Source organism: Kribbella sp. NBC_00359, assembly GCF_036097425.1.
GTDB lineage: Bacteria > Actinomycetota > Actinomycetes > Propionibacteriales > Kribbellaceae > Kribbella.
Genome location: NZ_CP107975.1, coordinates 1,692,082 through 1,709,481, shown reverse-complemented (window position 1 = coordinate 1,709,481; position 17,400 = coordinate 1,692,082). Strand labels below are relative to the sequence as shown.

Annotated in this window: 20 protein-coding genes; 13 read left to right on the top strand and 7 right to left on the bottom strand. The window is 68.5% G+C overall.

Annotation, left to right across the window (positions count from 1 at the left end; all coding sequences use genetic code 11):
* Positions 1 to 7: 7 nt before the first annotated feature.
* Positions 8 to 568 (bottom strand): L,D-transpeptidase, encoded by a 561-nt coding sequence (locus tag OG876_RS08240; RefSeq protein ID WP_328524188.1) that lies wholly within the window; start codon positions 566 to 568, stop codon positions 8 to 10.
* A 202-nt stretch (positions 569 to 770) separates the two neighbouring features.
* Positions 771 to 2,633 (bottom strand): translational GTPase TypA, encoded by a 1,863-nt coding sequence (gene typA / locus OG876_RS08235; protein WP_328524187.1) that lies wholly within the window; start codon positions 2,631 to 2,633, stop codon positions 771 to 773.
* 281 nt (positions 2,634 to 2,914) lie between these two features.
* Between typA and OG876_RS08230 the strand changes: the two genes are divergently transcribed.
* Positions 2,915 to 3,550: a TetR/AcrR family transcriptional regulator gene (locus tag OG876_RS08230; protein ID WP_328524186.1), complete on the top strand. Its 636-nt coding sequence runs from the start codon at positions 2,915 to 2,917 to the stop codon at positions 3,548 to 3,550.
* Between the two features lie 91 nt (positions 3,551 to 3,641).
* On the top strand, positions 3,642 to 3,797 hold the full coding sequence (locus OG876_RS08225) for a hypothetical protein (RefSeq protein ID WP_328524185.1): 156 nt from the start codon (positions 3,642 to 3,644) through the stop codon (positions 3,795 to 3,797).
* On the opposite strand, the gene OG876_RS08220 is transcribed toward OG876_RS08225, so the two are convergent.
* Positions 3,791 to 4,537 (bottom strand): SDR family NAD(P)-dependent oxidoreductase, encoded by a 747-nt coding sequence (locus OG876_RS08220; RefSeq protein WP_328524184.1) that lies wholly within the window; start codon positions 4,535 to 4,537, stop codon positions 3,791 to 3,793. The two genes, OG876_RS08225 and OG876_RS08220, sit on opposite strands and share 7 nt — an antisense overlap.
* A gap of 62 nt (positions 4,538 to 4,599) precedes the next feature.
* Between OG876_RS08220 and OG876_RS08215 the strand changes: the two genes are divergently transcribed.
* On the top strand, positions 4,600 to 5,769 hold the full coding sequence (locus OG876_RS08215; RefSeq protein ID WP_328524183.1) for an amidohydrolase family protein: 1,170 nt from the start codon (positions 4,600 to 4,602) through the stop codon (positions 5,767 to 5,769).
* Here OG876_RS08215 and OG876_RS08210 read toward each other — a convergent pair.
* Positions 5,766 to 6,515 (bottom strand): SDR family oxidoreductase, encoded by a 750-nt coding sequence (locus tag OG876_RS08210; protein WP_328524182.1) that lies wholly within the window; start codon positions 6,513 to 6,515, stop codon positions 5,766 to 5,768. The genes OG876_RS08215 and OG876_RS08210 overlap by 4 nt on opposite strands.
* A 132-nt stretch (positions 6,516 to 6,647) precedes the next feature.
* Here OG876_RS08210 and OG876_RS08205 point away from each other — a divergent pair, with 132 nt between their 5' ends.
* Genes OG876_RS08205 through OG876_RS08190 form a run of 4 tightly spaced genes read left to right on the top strand, consistent with a single transcriptional unit; the run spans position 6,648 to position 10,092 of the window.
* The gene (locus tag OG876_RS08205; RefSeq protein ID WP_328524181.1) at positions 6,648 to 7,553 is read left to right on the top strand and encodes a helix-turn-helix domain-containing protein; all 906 of its coding nucleotides are present in this window, start codon (positions 6,648 to 6,650) and stop codon (positions 7,551 to 7,553) included.
* A 4-nt stretch (positions 7,554 to 7,557) separates the two neighbouring features.
* Positions 7,558 to 8,850 carry a D-inositol-3-phosphate glycosyltransferase gene (mshA, locus tag OG876_RS08200; protein WP_328524180.1) on the top strand — a complete coding sequence of 431 codons (1,293 nt, stop codon included), beginning with the start codon at positions 7,558 to 7,560 and terminating at the stop codon, positions 8,848 to 8,850.
* Entirely contained in the window at positions 8,847 to 9,335 is a 489-nt protein-coding gene (locus OG876_RS08195; protein WP_328524179.1) for a YbjN domain-containing protein, read from the top strand. Before mshA ends, OG876_RS08195 begins: the two co-directional genes overlap by 4 nt.
* Positions 9,336 to 9,345: 10 nt before the next feature.
* Positions 9,346 to 10,092 carry a phosphoglyceromutase gene (locus OG876_RS08190; RefSeq protein WP_328524178.1) on the top strand — a complete coding sequence of 249 codons (747 nt, stop codon included), beginning with the start codon at positions 9,346 to 9,348 and terminating at the stop codon, positions 10,090 to 10,092.
* 231 nt (positions 10,093 to 10,323) lie between these two features.
* Here OG876_RS08190 and OG876_RS08185 read toward each other — a convergent pair whose 3' ends face one another.
* Entirely contained in the window at positions 10,324 to 10,551 is a 228-nt protein-coding gene (locus OG876_RS08185; RefSeq protein ID WP_328524177.1) for a hypothetical protein, read from the bottom strand.
* Positions 10,552 to 10,802: 251 nt separating this feature from the next.
* Here OG876_RS08185 and OG876_RS08180 point away from each other — a divergent pair, with 251 nt between their 5' ends.
* Positions 10,803 to 11,210: a helix-turn-helix domain-containing protein gene (locus OG876_RS08180; RefSeq protein WP_328522495.1), complete on the top strand. Its 408-nt coding sequence runs from the start codon at positions 10,803 to 10,805 to the stop codon at positions 11,208 to 11,210.
* Positions 11,207 to 12,061: an IS3 family transposase gene (locus tag OG876_RS08175; RefSeq protein ID WP_328522496.1), complete on the top strand. Its 855-nt coding sequence runs from the start codon at positions 11,207 to 11,209 to the stop codon at positions 12,059 to 12,061. Before OG876_RS08180 ends, OG876_RS08175 begins: the two co-directional genes overlap by 4 nt.
* A gap of 76 nt (positions 12,062 to 12,137) precedes the next feature.
* Here the strand turns inward: OG876_RS08175 and phoU are convergent, their stop codons facing one another.
* Complete coding sequence (phoU, locus tag OG876_RS08170) at positions 12,138 to 12,845, bottom strand: phosphate signaling complex protein PhoU (RefSeq protein WP_328524176.1); 708 nt, start codon at positions 12,843 to 12,845, stop codon at positions 12,138 to 12,140.
* Positions 12,846 to 13,050: 205 nt separating this feature from the next.
* On the opposite strand from phoU, the gene OG876_RS08165 reads away from it, so the two are divergent.
* From OG876_RS08165 to OG876_RS08155, 3 genes are all read left to right on the top strand, one after another.
* Positions 13,051 to 14,265, top strand: coding sequence for a sensor histidine kinase (locus OG876_RS08165; RefSeq protein WP_328524175.1), 1,215 nt, complete (start codon positions 13,051 to 13,053; stop codon positions 14,263 to 14,265).
* Positions 14,262 to 14,939 (top strand): response regulator transcription factor, encoded by a 678-nt coding sequence (locus OG876_RS08160; RefSeq protein ID WP_328524174.1) that lies wholly within the window; start codon positions 14,262 to 14,264, stop codon positions 14,937 to 14,939. Before OG876_RS08165 ends, OG876_RS08160 begins: the two co-directional genes overlap by 4 nt.
* An 85-nt stretch (positions 14,940 to 15,024) precedes the next feature.
* Positions 15,025 to 16,041: an iron-siderophore ABC transporter substrate-binding protein gene (locus OG876_RS08155; RefSeq protein WP_328524173.1), complete on the top strand. Its 1,017-nt coding sequence runs from the start codon at positions 15,025 to 15,027 to the stop codon at positions 16,039 to 16,041.
* 15 nt (positions 16,042 to 16,056) lie between these two features.
* Here OG876_RS08155 and OG876_RS08150 read toward each other — a convergent pair whose 3' ends face one another.
* Positions 16,057 to 16,623 (bottom strand): hypothetical protein, encoded by a 567-nt coding sequence (locus OG876_RS08150; RefSeq protein WP_328524172.1) that lies wholly within the window; start codon positions 16,621 to 16,623, stop codon positions 16,057 to 16,059.
* Between the two features lie 274 nt (positions 16,624 to 16,897).
* On the opposite strand from OG876_RS08150, the gene OG876_RS08145 reads away from it, so the two are divergent.
* A complete protein-coding gene (locus OG876_RS08145; protein WP_012918679.1) occupies positions 16,898 to 17,383 on the top strand; it encodes a CarD family transcriptional regulator in 486 nt (161 codons plus the stop codon).
* The last annotated feature ends 17 nt before the right edge of the window (positions 17,384 to 17,400 follow it).

The following is a 17,400-nucleotide window of genomic DNA, read 5'->3' as shown; positions in this document are numbered from 1 at the left end:
TTGCTGATCAGCCGCTGTAGACGACGACCTTGTCGCCGACCTTGATGCGGGCGAAGATCCAGGCGATCTTGTTCTTGTCACGGATGTTCACGCAGCCGTGCGAGGCGCCGTTGTAGCCACGGGCCTTGAAGTCCGAGGAGTAGTGCACGGCCTGGCCACCGCTGAAGAACATCGCGTACGGCATCTTCGAGTGGTACAGCGACGACACGTGGTTCTTCGACTTGCGGTAGACCTTGAAGACGCCGTTGCGGGTCGGCGTCTTGCGGGCGCCGAAGCGGGCGTCCGCGACCTGGACCGCCTTGCCGTTCACGACGTACACCAGCTTCCGGGTCTTCTTGTTGATGCAGAGGACCCGGCCCTTCGTCAGACAACGCTTGTCCAGGCGGTACTTGCCCACCACCGCGCTGGACGACGCCACCGTGGCCGCCTTCTGCGGCGCGACCACGACCTGGGGCGCAACCTTCGGTGCGACCGTGACGGCATCGGCCGTCGTGGTGGCGGAAAGTGCGCCGACGCCCACGAACGCGGCAGCCGTCAGAGTAGCGCCGAGCTTACGCAGAATGCCCATGTTTCCTTGTCCTTCCCCCAAAACAGAGTTGCTCTCACTAAGACAGACGTCAGTACCTGGCGCCTGGTTGGTAACGATCCGGAACTTCCTCACCTGCGACCGACGCAGCCCCCGCGACCGGCCGAAGAATGGTGTATCACACCGATGTCATTCGGTTCGCGCTGTTCCGGCGACCGTTTCCAGTTCGTGCTCTGGCAGGCCTTCAGCTCTTGCTCTTGCGCCCCAGCTTCGACCGCTCGATCTGGGTGAGGGCGACCTTGCGCATCCGGATCGCGTCGGGGGTGACCTCGACGCACTCGTCCTCGCGGCAGAACTCCAGCGACTGCTCGAGCGACAGCTTGCGGGCCGGGACCAGCTTCTCGAACTCGTCCGCGTTGGAGCGGACGTTCGTCATCTTCTTTTCCTTGGTGATGTTGACGTCCATGTCGTCGGAGCGCGAGTTCTCGCCGACGATCATGCCCTCGTACACCTCGGTGGTCGGCTCCACGAACATGGTGCCGCGCTCCTGCAGGTTGATCATCGCGTACGACGTGGCGGCGCCGGACCGGTCCGACACCAGCGAGCCGGACGGCCGGGTGCGGAGCTCGCCGAACCACGGCTCGTAGCCCTCGAACACGTGGTGCGCGATACCCGTACCGCGGGTGTCGGTAAGGAACTCGGTGCGGAAGCCGATCAGGCCGCGGGCCGGCACCAGGAACTCCATCCGGACCCAGCCGGTGCCGTGGTTGGTCATCTGCTCCATCCGGCCCTTGCGGACCGCGAGGAGCTGGGTGACCGTGCCGAGGTACTCCTCGGGGCAGTCGATCGTCAGCCGCTCGACCGGCTCGTGCCGCTTGCCGTCGATCTCGCGGGTGACGACCTGCGGCTTGCCGACGGTCAGCTCGTACCCCTCGCGGCGCATCTGCTCGACCAGGATGGCCAGCGCCAGCTCACCACGGCCCTGCACCTCCCAGGTGTCGGGACGCTCGGTCGGCAGTACCTTGAGCGACACGTTGCCGACGAGCTCGCGGTCGAGCCGGTCCTTGACCAGGCGGGCGGTGACCTTGGTGCCCTTGAGCCGCCCGGCCAGCGGCGAGCTGTTCGTACCGATGGTCATCGAGATGGCCGGCTCGTCCACGGTGATGAACGGCAGCGGCTTGGGATCGTCCGGGTCGGCCAGGGTGTCGCCGATCATGATCTCCGGGATACCGGCGATCGCGACGATGTCACCCGGTCCGGCCGAGTCACCGGGCACCCGCTCGAGCGCCTCGGTGATCAGCAGTTCGGTGATCTTGACCTTCTGGATCGTGCCGTCGTGCTTGCACCACGCGACCTGGGCGCCCTTCTTCAGGGTGCCTTCGTGCACGCGGACCAGCGCGAGCCGGCCGAGGAACGGCGACGCGTCCAGGTTGGTGACGTGCGCCTGCAGCGGCGCGCCCTCGGTGTACTCCGGGGCCGGCACGTTGGCCAGGATCGCCTCGAACAGCGGCTCGAGGTCCTCGGAGTCCGGCAGCCCGCCGTCGGCCGGCGCGTTCAGCGAGGCGCGGCCGGCCCGGGCCGAGGCGTAGACGATCGGGAAGTCGAGCGCGGACTGGTCGGCGTCGTGGTCGAGCAGGTCGAGGAACAGTTCGTAGGTCTCGTCGACGACCTCGGCGATCCGCGCGTCCGGGCGGTCCACCTTGTTCACCACCAGGATGACCGGCATCTGCCGCGCCAGCGCCTTGCGCAGCACGAACCGGGTCTGCGGCAGCGGACCCTCGGAGGCGTCCACCAGCAGCACGATCGCGTCCACCATCGACAGGCCGCGCTCGACCTCACCACCGAAGTCGGCGTGGCCAGGGGTGTCGATGATGTTCAGCGTCATCTGCTCGCCGTTGGCCATCTTGTGCCGTACGGCGGTGTTCTTGGCGAGGATCGTGATGCCCTTCTCACGCTCCAGGTCGCCGGAGTCCATCGCCCGCTCGTCCACGTGCTGGTGTGCGCCGAACGCGCCGGACTGCCAGAGCATCGCGTCGACGAGGGTCGTCTTCCCGTGGTCGACGTGGGCCACGATCGCGACATTGCGCAGGTCGTTACGGACAGGCATGGGGAAGCGCTCCAAGCAGATAGGACTGAGTGTCAGGCGGTGGCTACGGCGTGTTGTGTCGCTCGAGAAGGCCACTCGACGCAGGGCGCAGCACTTTCATCCTACCGGTGACCGTTCGTGTCCACGAATCGGAAGCCCCTTTGACTTTTGTTGACTGGACGTCCAGTCTATAGACGGCGCCTGGGGAGGGGCCTGAAATAACGGGGGGTCAGCCCGGGAGCGCCGGGCAGAAGGACGGGGATTGTCCGGCGCTTCAGGGCCTTGACCAAAGGAAAGGGATCGTGCCGCGGTCGGCCACCGTCAACCAGGAGCTGCGAGAGCGCTCCCGGGAGCGCATCCTGGCGGCCGCGCTGGAGGTCTTCGCGGCCAAGGGCTACGAGGCCGCATCCATCTCCCAGATCACCGCCCAGGCGGGCGTTTCCCGCGGCCTGGTTGCGTACTACTTCGCCACCAAGGAAGAGCTCGCCGCCGAGCTGCTGGACCGCTGGCTGGACGGCATCGCCGCGATCCTCACCATCCCGGGGACGCCTGACGAGCGACTCGCCGGCATCATCGACGGCGGCCTGATGGCGGCCGCCACCACGCTCCCGATCCAGCGGCTCGCGATCAGCCTGATGATGCAGCCGGGCACGCACGACGTCTTCGCCCGGGTCGAGACCGCCAAGTCGGCCCGCCTGGCCCTGGTCGAGGACGCGATCCGTGCCATCTTCACCGCCCGCGGCGCGGCCGACCCCGCCGTCGAGGAAATGTTGCTCAGAGCAACCTTGGAGGGCGTGACGGTCAAACTCGCGATCTACTGCGAGACCTTCCCCGTCGAAGACATCCGCCGTCGCCTGTACGCCGGCTACAACCTCCCCATGCCCGCCGCGCCACTTCCGATCCCCTCACCCCCGGTGGACCGCCTCCGCGCCAAGTGATCACGGCACGCATGTACGACAGGCGGCGTACCTGAGAAGCCGTCCCGTGGCGGATGCCTGTGGAGAGGCGCCACGGCCAGAGTGGGGTGGCATGGAAACCATTGCACGCAAGGTGTTGAATCGTACGGCGAAGACCCGCGGGCTCCCGGGGCTCGGGACGTCCTCGTGGATGACCGGCGACAGCCTCTCCGACTGGTTCGACGTGCTGCTGCACACCCGCGAGGTGACGGCGACGCGGCCCTACTGAACGCGGTGGACCTTGTGCTGGGCGGCTTGGGCTCGGGGGCGGACGGTCAGGCGGTCGATGTTGACGTGGGACGGGCGGGTGGCGATCCAGGCGACGATGTCGGCGATGTCGTCGGCGGTGAGGGGCTCGGCGACTCCGGCGTACACGGCGTCGGCCTTGGCCTGGTCGCCGTCGAAGCGGGTCAGCGCGAAGCCTTCGCTGCGGACCATGCCGGGCGCGATCTCACAGACGCGGACCGGCTGGTCGAACAGCTCCAGCCGCAGTGTGTCGACGACCGCCTTGGCGCCGTGCTTGGCGGCGACGTACCCGCCGCCGCCCTCGTAGGCGACCTGGCCGGCGGTCGAGCCCATCACGATGATCGTGCCGTGGCCGGCGATAAGGGCCGGCAGCAACGACTTGGTGACGGCCGCGACGCCGATCACGTTCACCTCGAACATCTGCCGCCAGGCGTCCAGGTCCGCCTCGGCGACCGGCTCGAACCCGAAGGCGCCGCCGGCGTTGTTCACCAGCACCGCCAGCCGGTCACCGACGGCGGCGGCCAGCGCGGCCACGTCGTCGGCCGACGTGACGTCGCATCGCACCGCGCGCCCGTCGATCTCCTTGGCCAGCGCCTCGATCCGATCCAGCCGCCGCGCGGCGCAGATCACCTCGAAACCCTCGCGGGCCAGGTACCGCGCCGACGCGGCCCCGATCCCACTGCTCGCTCCGGTCACCACGGCAAGAGGTCGGTCGGAAGTCATGGCGCCAAGTCTTCCACTCACGTGCCCTGACGCTGAACCGCGTCTCAGGACAAACTGCCGACATGACCAGGATCGCGCTGCGGGCAGACCGAATCTTCGACGGCGAGCGGATGCTCGACGACCACGTGGTTCTCGTCGAGGACGGCCGGATCACGGGCACCGACCGGGAGGCGCCGCGCGACTGGCCGATCCGCGAACTGCCGGGCGGCACCATCCTCCCCGGACTGCTCGACACCCACGTGCACCTCACCGGCGACAGCGGCCCGGGAGCCCTCGACCGGCTGCGCGACGCGACGGAAGACACGATCTTCGCCACCATCGAGCAGTCGTTGCGGATCCACCTCGACGCCGGGGTCACCACTGTCCGTGACCTCGGTGACTCGAACGACGCCGTCCTGGACTGGCGGAACCGCGGGGTCAGCGGGCTGCCGACGATCATCGCGGCCGGCGCCCCACTCACCAGCGTGGGCGGGCACTGCTGGTGGCTGGGCGGTGAGGTGGCCGGCCCGGAGCAGATCCGCGCGGCCGTACGCCGTCGCGCCGAGAAGGGTGCCGATGTCATCAAGATCATGGGCAGCGGCGGTCCGGTGACGCCCGGCAGCGACGCGCTGAGCCCGCAGTTCACCCCGACCGAACTCGCGGCAGCCGTGTCGGAGGCCCACGCGGTCGGCCTTCCGATCACCGCACACGCGCACGCGCTGGCCGCCGTACGTCAGGCGGTGACCGCCGGTGTCGACGGGATCGAGCACTGCACCTGTTTGACGGCCGGCGGCGTGACGATCGACGACGACCTGCTCGCCGCACTCGCCGCCTCCGGGATCGCGGTCTGCGGAACGCTCGGGTCGGATAGGTCGATCGTCGTACCGCCGGAGATCGTGGCCGCGTCCGCCCGGGCCGGAATCACCGAGGCCGCGTTGCAGCAGGTCGTTCGCCGGCTGTACGACGGCGGAGTCCGACTGGTCGCCGGGTCCGACGGCGGGATCGGACCGGCCAAACCCCACGGACTCCTGCCCGCGACCCTCGCCGAGTACGTGGAGTCGGGCCTTCCGGCGATCGTGGCACTCACCACCGCGACCGCCCTCGCCGCCGATGCGCTCGGTCTTGGCGCTCGCAAAGGCCGGATCCGGGCCGGGGCCGACGCGGATCTCCTGCTCGTCGACGGTGACCCGACCGAGGACATCACGGCGCTGGCCGGCCCGGTCGCGGTCTACCTCGGTGGTCGTGAGGCCTAGGCCTGGCGGGTCGGGAGGGCGATGATCTGGCGGAGATTGAGCTCGCGACGGCGGCTGACCGCGAACGTGACAACGTCGGCGATGTCGGTGGCGGTCAGTGCTCCGATCTGGTCGTTCATCGCGGCGATCAGGTCCTGACCGTCGGCGTCGAGGTGAGTGGCCAGCTCCGTGTCCGTCAGCCCGGGTTCGATGTTGGTGACGCGCACGTCGTACGGCGAAAGGTCCGCCCGCAGGGACGTGGACAGGTGGGTCAGGGCGGCCTTGGTCGCGCCGTAGACGCCGTACCCGGGGAAGACCAGGTGTGCGCCGATCGACGAGATGTTCACCAGGTCGGCGGTCCGGCCCTGGGAGCCGGCCGCGATCAGGTCCGGCGTGAACGCGCCGATCAAGCGCAGCGCGCCGGTCAGGTTGGTGTCGATCATCCGGGTCCAGTCGTCCAGCCGGACCTGCTCGACGGGGGCCGCGAGCATCACGCCGGCGGCGTTCACCAGCAGGTCGGCCTGGCCGAGCCGCTCGTGGATCTGGGCGACGCCGGCATCGACCGAGTCCGGTGAGGTCACGTCCATCCCGACTCCGAACGCCTGCGGGCCCAGCTTGCCGGCCAGGTCGTCGAGCCGGTCCTGCCGTCGCGAGACCAGCGCGACCGCGGCGCCGTTGGCCGCCAGCCGCTCGGCGATCGCGGCGCCGATACCGCTCGCGGCACCCGTGACGACAGCGTTGCGGCCGGCCAGCGGAAGGTTCGTCATCGTGTTCTCCAAGTGGTTGCGAAGGTTGATGACACCGATCCTGTGGCGCCCGCCGGACGCTACCCAGATGTCTGCTGAACCTGGTTCTGGCAGGACCAGGCTCCGGACCCGGCCGATCTGGATACTGGAGTCATGGATCGTCGTGCGGAGCTGACCGAGTTCCTGAAGTCGCGGCGGGCCCGGGTGCAGCCCGAGGACCTCGGACTCAAGGTGTTCGGCGGCCGGCGCCGCGTGCCGGGGCTGCGTCGTGAGGAGCTCGCCCAGGCGGCCGGGGTCAGCGCCGACTACTACGTCCGGCTCGAGCAGGGCCGCACCGACAACGTCTCGCAGGAGATCCTCGACGCGGTCGCGGACGTGCTCGGCCTGACCGTTGACGAGCGCAAGCACCTGGCCCGGCTGGCGAAACCGGTCCGTCGTACGACGAGACGCCGTACGGCGACGCAACGGATCAGGCCCGGACTGCAGCGGCTGCTGGACTCGATGGACGACGTACCCGCGTTCGTGCTCGGCCGCCGGATGGACGTGCTCGGCTGGAACCGGCTGGCCGCGGCGCTGATCGCCGACTTCGGCACCCTGGAGCCCAAGGAGCGGAACATCCCGCGGCTGGTCTTCCTCGACCCGGCCTCGCGCGACTTCTACCCGGACTGGGAGGCCGTCGCGGACGAGACCGTGGGCTACCTGCGGATGTACGCCGGTCGCTACCCGGACGACCCGGAGCTCGCCGAACTGGTCGGGGAGTTGTCGATCCACAGCCCCGAGTTCCGTCAGCACTGGGCCCGGCACGACGTGAAGGACAAGACCTTCGGGACGAAGGTGCAGCACCACCACCTGGTCGGCGAGATCACCGTGCAGTACGAGACCCTGCAGCCTCCCGGCGAGCCGGATCAGCTGCTGGTGACCTATACGACCGAGCCCGGGTCACCGTCCGAGGAGGCGCTGCGGCTGCTCGCCAGCTGGGCGGCGCCGGAGCCCGAGGTGAGCGGTCCGGCGGATAGGGAGAAGTCCCGATTCCCGACGCAGACGCCGGAGTTACCCTGACCACGTGACCGAACCGTCCGCAGACCGTCCACCGCGGCGGGTCGCGATGATCAGCCTGCACACCTCACCGCTCGACCAGCCGGGCACCGGGGACGCCGGCGGCATGAACGTCTACGTGGTGGAGCTGTCCAAGCGGCTCGCCGGCCTGGGGATCGAGGTCGACATCTTCACCCGTGCGACGTCGTCCGCGCTGCCCGCCCGGGTCGAGCTGATGCCCGGCGTGATGGTTCGGAACGTCGCGGCCGGGCCGTACGAAGGACTCACCAAGCACGAACTGCCCGCCCAGCTGTGCACGTTCGCCCGGGCTGTCCTGCGGGCCGAGGCGATCCACGAGCCCGGCTGGTACGACGTGATCCACTCGCACTACTGGTTGTCCGGGCAGGTCGGTCTGCTCGCCCGTGACCGCTGGGCCGTCCCGCTCGTCCACACCATGCACACGATGGCCAAGGTGAAGAACGCCAGCCTGGCCGAGGACGACGTACCCGAACCGCCGGCGCGCCTGATCGGCGAGGAGCAGGTGGTCGAGTCCGCGGATCGCCTCCTGGCCAACACCGACGACGAGGCGCAGGAGCTGATCACGCTGTACGGCGCTCAGCCCGCGAAGGTCGAGGTGGTCAACCCTGGCGTGGATCTGGACATGTTCAGCCCCGGTGATCGGGCCTCGGCCCGGCACACGCTCGGGGTGCCGGCGGACGCCGTCGTACTCGCGTTCGTCGGACGGATCCAGCCGTTGAAGGCGCCCGATCTGCTGATCCGGGCGGCCGCGCGGATGCTCGAGCGCGACCCGTCGCTGCGGGAGCGGTTGATCGTCGCGATCATCGGCGGGCCGTCGGGCAATGGCATGGAGCACCCCGAGGCCCACGCCGAGCTGGCCCGGGCGCTCGGGGTGGATGACGTGACCCGGTTCGTGAAGCCGATGGAGCGGCCGTTGCTGGCGGACTGGTACCGAGCCGCATCGGTTGTCTGCGTTCCGTCGTACTCGGAATCCTTCGGGCTGGTCGCGCTGGAGGCGCAGGCCTGCGGTACGCCGGTGGTCGCGGCGGCGGTCGGCGGCCTGAGTACGGCGGTGCTGGACGGGCAGACCGGGCTGCTGGTGCGCGGGCACAGCGTCGACGACTTCGCCGACGCGCTGGGCCGGATCGCGACGGATCCGCTCACCCGCGAGAACATGAGCCGGGCGGCGGTCAAGCACGCGCAGGGGTTCGGCTGGGAGCTGACCGCCCGCAAGACGCTGGCGGCGTACCGGACCGCCGCACGGACGATGGCCGCGGAGATCGCGGCGGAGGTGGCTGGGTGAGAGTGTCGGCGGCGGACGTGATCCGCCAGGTCCTGACCGAGAACGAGCTCGAGTTCACCGAGAGCGAGCCGGGCGTCTTCGCCGCCGACCTGCCGGGCGAGCGCAAGCTGAAGACCACGGTGACGCTGACGGTCGGGGCGCAGTCGGTGCAGGTGCACGCGTTCGTGGCCCGGCACCCGGACGAGAACCACGCCGCGGTCTACCGCTGGCTCCTGGAGCGGAACCTGAAGATGTACGGCGTCGCGTTCGCCGTCGACCATCTGGGCGACATCCACCTGGACGGGCGGGTCCCACTGCACGCGATCACGCCGACGGAGGTGGACCGGCTGCTCGGCGCGGTGCTGGAGTACGCCGATACGTCGTTCAACACGATCCTGGAGCTCGGGTTCGCGTCGTCGATCCGCAAGGAGTACGAGTGGCGCATCGCCCGAGGCGAATCCACTCGAAACCTGGACGCGTTCAAGGGCTGGCTGGAGCCCCAGTAGGCTGGCAGCCATGACCTATCGCCTGATCCTGCTCCGCCACGGCACGAGCGACTGGAACGCCAAGAATCTGTTCACCGGCTGGGTCGACGTCGACCTGAACGCGGGCGGTGTCGAGGAGGCGCAGCGCGGCGGCGAGCTGCTCCGCGACCGCGACCTGCTCCCCGACGTGCTGCACACCTCGGTGCTGCGCCGGGCGATCCGCACCGCGAACATCGCGCTCGAGGTGGCCGACCGCCAGTGGATCGACGTCCGCCGTTCGTGGCGGCTGAACGAGCGGCACTACGGCGGGCTGCAGGGCAAGGACAAGAAGCAGACCCTGGAGGAGCTCGGCGAGGAGCAGTTCATGCTGTTCCGGCGGTCGTACGACACCCCGCCGCCGGCGATCGAGCGCGGCTCGGAGTACGACCAGGCCGGCGACCCGCGGTACGCCGGGCTGCCGTCGGAGCTGCTGCCCGCGACCGAGTGCCTGAAGGACGTCGTCGAGCGGATGCTGCCCTACTGGTACGACGCGATCGTGCCGGACCTGCGGGCCGGGAAGACCGTCCTGGTCGCCGCACACGGCAACTCGCTCCGCGCGCTGGTCAAGCACCTGGACAACCTGGACGAGAAGACCATCGTCGGCCTGAACATCCCGACCGGCATCCCGCTCTACTACGAGCTCGACGACGACTTCCACCCCCTCACCCCCGGCGGCGAATACCTCGACCCCACGGCCGCCAAAGAAGCCATCGAAGCCGTCAAGAACCAGGGCCGCTAAGCAGGCCAGCGGCGCGCAAAGGACACGCCTCCGGCGCGGCAGCCTTTTACCCGGCTTCGCCGGGGGCGCGGCTCGTGTTCACGAGTCGGCGCAACCGGCGTCGAGCACCCGGGTCACCTGGCTCGGCGAACATGGACCGCCGAGCCAGCCGGCTTGTTCAAGCCCATGGGTGCCCAGGCGAGCCTCGATCCGCGGACTGCCGGAAGGCGCCGACTGTTGCCGTCGAGACAGTTAGGTGCCCTTGGTGTCGTCAAGGTTCAGGCTGCGAAGCTGCTCGAGCAGGGCACGTAGTTCGGGGCGCTGGGCGACGATCTGAGGGTTGTCCTCCAAGAGGGCGAGTTTGGCCCTTTGGAGATTTCTCATGTGCTGTTCCACCGCGTCGAGATGCGCGAGCAACTCGGCACCGTTCATGGATGACAGGTCGGTGCTGGTCAGTCGGTCGGTGAGAGATTCGTCCACGCCAGGGAAGCTACCGGAAACCTCCACCTGAGACCCGCCCGCCGCCCACCGGGTTGTCCGCCTGATCGAGTCCGTTCGAACACAAGGAGCCCCCGGCAACCAGGTGGTTGTGAACCGCTCCCCGGTAGTTGGACCGAGAAATCAGTTCCGACTCCTGGGGAGTGTTCGTTTTGGATCGACGTAGTTCTTTGTCCGTGGAGCAGCGTGAACGGGCGGTAGCGTGGTTCGAGGGGGGCCGGGGGTATCGCTCGGTGGCGAGGCTGCTGGGTGTGGCGCTCTGGCCGGTGAAGCTGTTGTATCGGCGCTGGCAGATCTGGGGCAGAGGAGCGTTGGTGAGCAGGCCGACGAAGCGGTCGTACTCGTTCGAGTTCAAGCTGGCCGTGGTGGAGCGGTTCGTGGCTGGTGAGCCGGCGACGGAGTTGGCGGCCGAGCTCGAGCTGTCATCGCCGCAGTTGGTGCAGACGTGGGTGCGGACGTATCGGCGTGAGGGTGCTGGTGGGTTGCGGCCCAAGCCGAAGGGCAGGCGGCCCAGGGATCCGGACGCGGCGGCGGGCCCGGAGTCGGAGTTGGAGCAGCTTCGCCGGGAGAACGAGCGGTTGCGGGCAGAGAACGCCTACCTGGGAAAATTGCGGGCCTTGAGGGAACAACCACGGCAATGAAGGTCGAGGCCGTCATCTCCCTCAAGGCAGAACACCGTCTCGACGCGCTGCTGCAAGCCGCGGGTCTGGCCCGGTCCACGTTCTTCTACCACCGCGCCCGCCTGGCTCGACCGGACCCACAGGCTGACTTGAAGACCGCGATCACGACCGCGTTCCACACAGCTCAGCGCCGCTACGGGCACCGGCGCGTCCACGCCGTACTGGCCGGGCAAGGATGGCGGGTGGCCAAGAAGACCGTCCTGAAGCTGATGCGCCAACTCGGGCTCGAATGCCCGGTACGGCGGCGCCGCCGGTACAACGCCTACCGAGGCGAGGCCGGCAAGACCGCCCCGAACCTGCTGGCCCGCGACTTCACCGCGACCGCCCCGAACCAGAAATGGGTCACCGACGTCACCGAGTTCAGCATCAGCAACCACAAGATCTACCTGTCGCCGGTAATGGACCTGTTCGACCGGCAGATCATCGCCTACGCGATCGACCACTCACCGAACCTGGCCCTGACCAACAACTCACTGCGCGACGCCCTCGCCACTCTCAAACCCGGCCAGGCGCCCCTGGTTCACTCCGATCAAGGATTCCAGTACCAGCACGCCTCCTGGCGAGCACAGCTAGCCACCGCCGGCGCGATCCAGTCGATGTCCCGCAAAGGCAACTGCCTCGACAACGCAGTCATCGAGAACTTCTTCGGACACCTCAAAGAAGAACTCTTCCACCACACCATCTACACCGACACCACAGCACTCGTCACCGCGCTCCACGACTACATCACCTGGTACAACAACCACCGCGTCTCCACACGACTCGAGGGCCTGAGCCCGGTGCAATACCGGGCCCAAGCCCTCGTTGCCTAGAAACCCCTCAACCTCTTACTTAACCAGTCCAACTTTCGGGGACCAGTTCATTGCCGGGGGCTCCGTTGTGTCGGATTCAGTTGCCGTTCGGGTTGGGGGTGGAGGCGCCGGCGCCGGAGCCGGCGGCGGTACCGCCGACGGCGACCGGGAGCTCGCCGGTGACCAGGTAGACGACCCGGCGGGCCATCGCGACCGCGTGGTCGGAGATGCGCTCGTAGTACCGGCTGAGCAGGGCCATGTCGACCGCGACCTCGACGCCGTGTGGCCAGGCCTCGTCCATCATCAGCCGGAACTGGTTGGTCCGCAGCTTGTCCATCTCGTCGTCGGTGGCCTCCAGCTTGCCGGCCGCCTCGACGTCGCGGGACGAGATCACGTCACCGGCGGCGTCGACCATCTTGCCCGCGACGGCGCCCATCTCCTCGATCACGTCGTGCAGCTCGGCCGGGATCGCCGGGGCCGGGTAGCGCATCCGGGCGATCTTCGACACGTGCGCGGCCAGGTCGCCCATCCGCTCCAGGTCGGCCACCATCCGCAGCGCCGCGACCAGCATCCGCAGCTCGTTGGCGACCGGCGACTGCCGCGCCATCAGCTCGAAGACCTTCTCCTCGACACCTTCACCGGCGGCGTCCAGCTGGATGTCGGCCGCGATGACCTCTTCGGCCCGGCGGATGTCCGCCTCCAGCAGGGCGGCCGTCGATCGGCGTACGGCGGTCGACACCGTCCGCGTCATCCGTTCGAGCTCGGCGAGGATGTCGTCGAGCTGCTCGTGGTAGCTGTCACGCATTGTGTTCGAGTCCGATCTGTGGTGTCCGGTGCCACGGTGCGCGCAGTGCAGACATATGCCTGTACCCGCCCACCGGTGACCGTATGCCGTCGAGGTTGCCGGATGGCGACGAGTGGTGAACGACCGATGAACAGTTAGGTCGTGTCCCGGTCATCCGGTGATCATTCGGTCTTTCCCTGCTGGTTGCCCGCGTAGCATCGTTGCCGTGGACCCCACGCTGGCGGCGGTGCTGGGCGGCGTCATCGGCGCAGCCCTGGCCCTGCTTTCGCTCGGCGCGATGATGCTGTCCGAGCAGGCCCAGCGCAAGATCCCGGTGTCTCCGGACCCTATCGTGCCCAACGGCGTCGCCACCGTCCTGTCGGTACTGCGTTCGTCCGCGGTGGTGATGGGTCCGGAGGACCAGGTGCTCCAGGCCAGCGCCCCGGCACACGTCCTCGGCATCGTCCGGGGTGAGCGGCTGGTGGTCGACGACATCCTGACCATGGTCCGGGCGGTCCGCCGCGACGGCGAGATCCGCCAGCAGGACCTCGAGATCGTCCGCGGCCGGCTCGGCGCCACGCAGTACGTGAGCGCCCGGGTCGCGCCGCTGGGTAGCCAGCTGGTGCTGGTCCTGGTCGAGGACCGGACCAGGGAGCGGCGGCTGGAGGCGATCCGGCGGGACTTCACCGTCAACGTGAGCCACGAGCTGAAGACCCCGGTCGGCGCGCTGATCCTGCTCGCCGACGCGGTGTCCGAGGCGGCCGACGATCCTGAGGCGGTGCAGCGGTTCTCCGACCGGATGCGGGTCGAGGCCTCCCGGCTGAGCCGGCTGGTCAAGGAGATCATCGAGCTCTCCCGGCTGCAGGGTGACGACCCGCTGGAGAACCCCGGCCCGGTCGACATCAACGCCGTCATCGAGAGCGCGGTGGATCGCTGCCGGGTCGACGCCGAGGATCGCGACATCAAGATCGTGGTGAAGACCGAGCCGGCCCTGGAGGTGATGGGCAGCGAGGACCAACTGTCCATCGCCATCGGCAACCTGGTCGAGAACGCGGTCAACTACAGCCCCGACGGCACGCGGGTCGCGGTCGCCTCGCATCCGATCGGCGACTTGGTCGAGGTCACCGTCTCCGACCAGGGCGTGGGCATCCCGAGCAGCGACCTGGAACGCATCTTCGAGCGGTTCTACCGGGTCGACCGGGCCCGCAGCCGCGAAACCGGCGGCACCGGACTCGGCCTCTCGATCGTCAAGCACATCGCCTCCATCCATGGTGGCGATGTGCGCGTCTGGAGCGTCGAGGGCCAAGGATCCACCTTCACCGTGAGACTACCGCTGCGGCTCGAGCCCGCCGCGGGTCAGACCGACTCCTCCAGCCAGGACGAGCCGGCCAGCTACCTGACGCCCACCCCGTCAGACAGGACCAAGGAGGCAGCTTCGTGACCCGAGTGCTGGTCGTCGAAGACGAAGAGAGCTACAGCGACGCGTTGTCGTACGTGCTGCGCAAGGAAGGGTTCGAGGTCGCCGTCGCGGCGACCGGACCGGACGCGCTGGACGAGTACGACCGAGCCGGTGCGGACATCGTCCTGCTCGACCTGATGCTACCGGGTCTGTCCGGCACGGAGGTGTTCCGGGCACTGCGCAGCCGGGGCAACGTCCCGGTGATCATCGTCAGCGCCAAGGACACCGAGGTCGACAAGGTCGTCGGCCTCGAGCTCGGCGCGGACGACTACGTGACCAAGCCGTACAGCCCGCGGGAGCTGCTGGCTCGTGTCCGCGCCGTCCTGCGCCGCGGTCAGGATGTCGAACTGCTGCCGGACACGCTCGAGGCCGGCCCGGTCCGGATGGACGTGGAGCGGCACGTGGTGACCGTGTCGGGGACCGAGATCCGGCTCCCGCTGAAGGAGTTCGAGCTGCTCGAGATCCTGCTGCGCAACACCGGCCGGGTGCTCACCCGCGGGCAGCTGATCGACCGGATCTGGGGAGCCGACTACGTGGGCGACACCAAGACCCTGGACGTGCACGTCAAGCGGCTGCGTTCCAAGCTCGAGAAGGACCCGTCGACCCCGCAGCACCTGGTCACGGTGCGTGGTCTGGGCTACAAGTTCGAGTCCTGAGTCACATCCCCGCAGGTCGCCACGACCTCGGGGTTAGCTTAGGCTCCCCTTAGTTGAGGCAATCGCTTTTCTGAGGAGAGTCACCATGTCCTGGTCCCGTCCCCGCGTGATCGGTGCGGCCGTCACCGCCGTACTGGTCGCGACGACGCTGGCCGCGTGCGGCAGCGACGCCGACAAGTCGACCGGCAGTTCGGCCGGTGCGGCGTCCGCCGGGTTCCCGGTCACGTTGAAGAACACGTTCGGCGAGACCACCATCACCGAGAAGCCGGAGCGGATCGTCACGCTCGGCTGGAACGCACAGGACGTGGTCTACGCCCTCGGTGAGACCCCGGTCGGGATGCCGAAGGTCACGTACGGCCAAACCGCGGCGGGGACCACCGCTTGGGGCGCGGACAAGTTCGACCCGGCGAAGACCACGCTGCTCGACACCGGCGACAAGTACCCGTTCGAGAAGATCGCGGCGCTGAAGCCGGACGTGATCCTGGCGCCGTACGAGGGCTTCGACGAGGCGACGTACAAGACCCTGAGTGGCATCGCGCCGACGGTCGCGTACCCGGGGGCGCCGTGGCAGACCACCTGGCAGGACCAGACGCTGCTGGTCGGTAAGGCGCTCGGCAAGAAGGCCGACGCGGAGAAGCTGATCACCGGCGTCCAGGACGAGATCGCCCAGGTCGCGACCGAGCACCCGGAGTTCAAGGGCAAGACGATCGCGGTCGGCTCGTTCGGCCCGGACAACTACGTCTACATGCCGGGTGATCCGCGGGTGCAGATCCTGAACGAGATGGGCTTCAAGAACGCGCCGGGCGTCGAGGCGCTGGAGAAGACCAACACGAAGAAGGAGTTCTCCCTCGCGATCAGCAAGGAGAAGATCGCCGACGTCGACGCCGACGTCCTGGTCGCGTACGTCGACGGGATCGGGACGCAGAAGTTCCTGTCCGACCCGGTCTTCTCTTCGCTCGGCGCGGTGAAGCGCGGCGGCGCCTACGCCCTGCAGGACCAGCAGGTCATCTCCGGCATGAGCGCCGTCAGCGTGCTGAGTGTCCCGTGGGTCCTGGACAAGATGCTGCCGGGCCTGGCCAAGGCGGCCCAGGCCAAGGGCTGACAGGGTGCCGGACGGCTACTGGTCGCCCAGGGGGCCCGGTGAGTAGTAGTCGTCGGACAGCACCGGGATGTAGGAGGTGATCGGCGCCGCCTTGCCGAAGGTGATGGTCACGTTGACCACCTGGCCCGGCTTGCCGCCGGTGACCGTGATCGGGTCGCCGCTCGCCTCGCCGCTGTCGGTCTCCGTACCGGTCGCCGGCGGCAGCAGCGTCGACGTCCCGGCCTTCAGGTCCAGGGGCGTCTTGATCTCGCTGAACGTGACCAGGGCGGGCTGGTCGCCGCCGGCCTGGCCGTCCGGTGTGCCGGCCGGGGCCTGCGAGATCTTGACCAGGGTGTCGTCCTCGAGGCCGTCGTTGACGATGACGGTGTGCAGTTCGCCCTTGCCGTCCGCGTCCGCCAGCACCAGCATGTTGCGGACGTGGAGCGAGCCGGAGTCGGCGTTGGTGCCCTCGGCCGCCTGGTACGGCTTCTGGGTCTGCGCATCGAAGCTCGCGCTGCACGCCGCCAGCGCGATACTGAGAGTGGCGGCGGCACCCGCCAGCGCGGTACGCCGGACGGACCGCGAGGACAACGTGATCGGCACTGGAATCCCTCTCGTACAAGCTGTTCGAGGCCGTCAGGCAGCGGCCTCCGGCGCACCAAAGCGTAGCCCGCACCTGGCCCGGACCCGACGGCGGGAGGGGTCTCACCGGGTGTCACGGAGGTCCCGGAGTGATGTCCTGGGCAACAGTTCACGCACGCGCGAGGCACGGCTGAGAGCGTTTGTCAAGGCGAGAAGTGGCCTCTGACCAGCGCAAACGTCCGACCGGACCACCGGCCCCGTGGTAGGATAGGACTCGGAAAGGGGCACGTGACATATGACTTTCACAGTCGGCGAGACGGTTGTTTACCCCAACCATGGTGCGGCCGTCATCGAGGACATCGAGACCCGTCAGATCAAAGGTGAGGACAAGACCTATCTGGTCTTGAGGATCGTCGCTCAGAACGACCTGGTCGTCCGGGTCCCCGCGTGCAACCTCGATCTTGTCGGCGTGCGTGACGTCGTGGATCAGGCCGGTCTGGAGCGCGTCTTCGACGTGCTGCGGGCGCCGCACACGGAGGAGCCGACCAACTGGTCGCGTCGTTACAAGGCGAACCTGGAGAAGCTGCACTCCGGTGACGTGATGAAGGTGGCGGAGGTCGTTCGCGACCTGTGGCGCCGTGAGCGTGACCGTGGTCTGTCCGCCGGTGAGAAGCGGATGCTGGCGAAGGCTCGCCAGATTCTCGTCTCCGAGCTGGCCCTGGCCGAACACACCAACGAGGACAAGGCGGAGGCCATCCTCGACGAGGTCCTCGCCTCCTGATCAGCACCACGATCAGG

What these genes read in the sequence shown, in the direction of transcription:
- OG876_RS08240 (WP_328524188.1), bottom strand. Translation starts at nt 568, where the DNA reads ATGGGCATTCTGCGTAAGCTCGGCGCTACTCTGACGGCTGCCGCGTTC.
- typA (WP_328524187.1), bottom strand. Translation starts at nt 2,633, where the DNA reads ATGCCTGTCCGTAACGACCTGCGCAATGTCGCGATCGTGGCCCACGTC.
- OG876_RS08225 (WP_328524185.1), top strand. Translation starts at nt 3,642, where the DNA reads ATGGAAACCATTGCACGCAAGGTGTTGAATCGTACGGCGAAGACCCGC.
- OG876_RS08220 (WP_328524184.1), bottom strand. Translation starts at nt 4,537, where the DNA reads ATGACTTCCGACCGACCTCTTGCCGTGGTGACCGGAGCGAGCAGTGGG.
- OG876_RS08215 (WP_328524183.1), top strand. Translation starts at nt 4,600, where the DNA reads ATGACCAGGATCGCGCTGCGGGCAGACCGAATCTTCGACGGCGAGCGG.
- OG876_RS08210 (WP_328524182.1), bottom strand. Translation starts at nt 6,515, where the DNA reads ATGACGAACCTTCCGCTGGCCGGCCGCAACGCTGTCGTCACGGGTGCC.
- OG876_RS08205 (WP_328524181.1), top strand. Translation starts at nt 6,648, where the DNA reads ATGGATCGTCGTGCGGAGCTGACCGAGTTCCTGAAGTCGCGGCGGGCC.
- OG876_RS08190 (WP_328524178.1), top strand. Translation starts at nt 9,346, where the DNA reads ATGACCTATCGCCTGATCCTGCTCCGCCACGGCACGAGCGACTGGAAC.
- OG876_RS08175 (WP_328522496.1), top strand. Translation starts at nt 11,207, where the DNA reads ATGAAGGTCGAGGCCGTCATCTCCCTCAAGGCAGAACACCGTCTCGAC.
- phoU (WP_328524176.1), bottom strand. Translation starts at nt 12,845, where the DNA reads ATGCGTGACAGCTACCACGAGCAGCTCGACGACATCCTCGCCGAGCTC.
- OG876_RS08155 (WP_328524173.1), top strand. Translation starts at nt 15,025, where the DNA reads ATGTCCTGGTCCCGTCCCCGCGTGATCGGTGCGGCCGTCACCGCCGTA.
- OG876_RS08145 (WP_012918679.1), top strand. Translation starts at nt 16,898, where the DNA reads ATGACTTTCACAGTCGGCGAGACGGTTGTTTACCCCAACCATGGTGCG.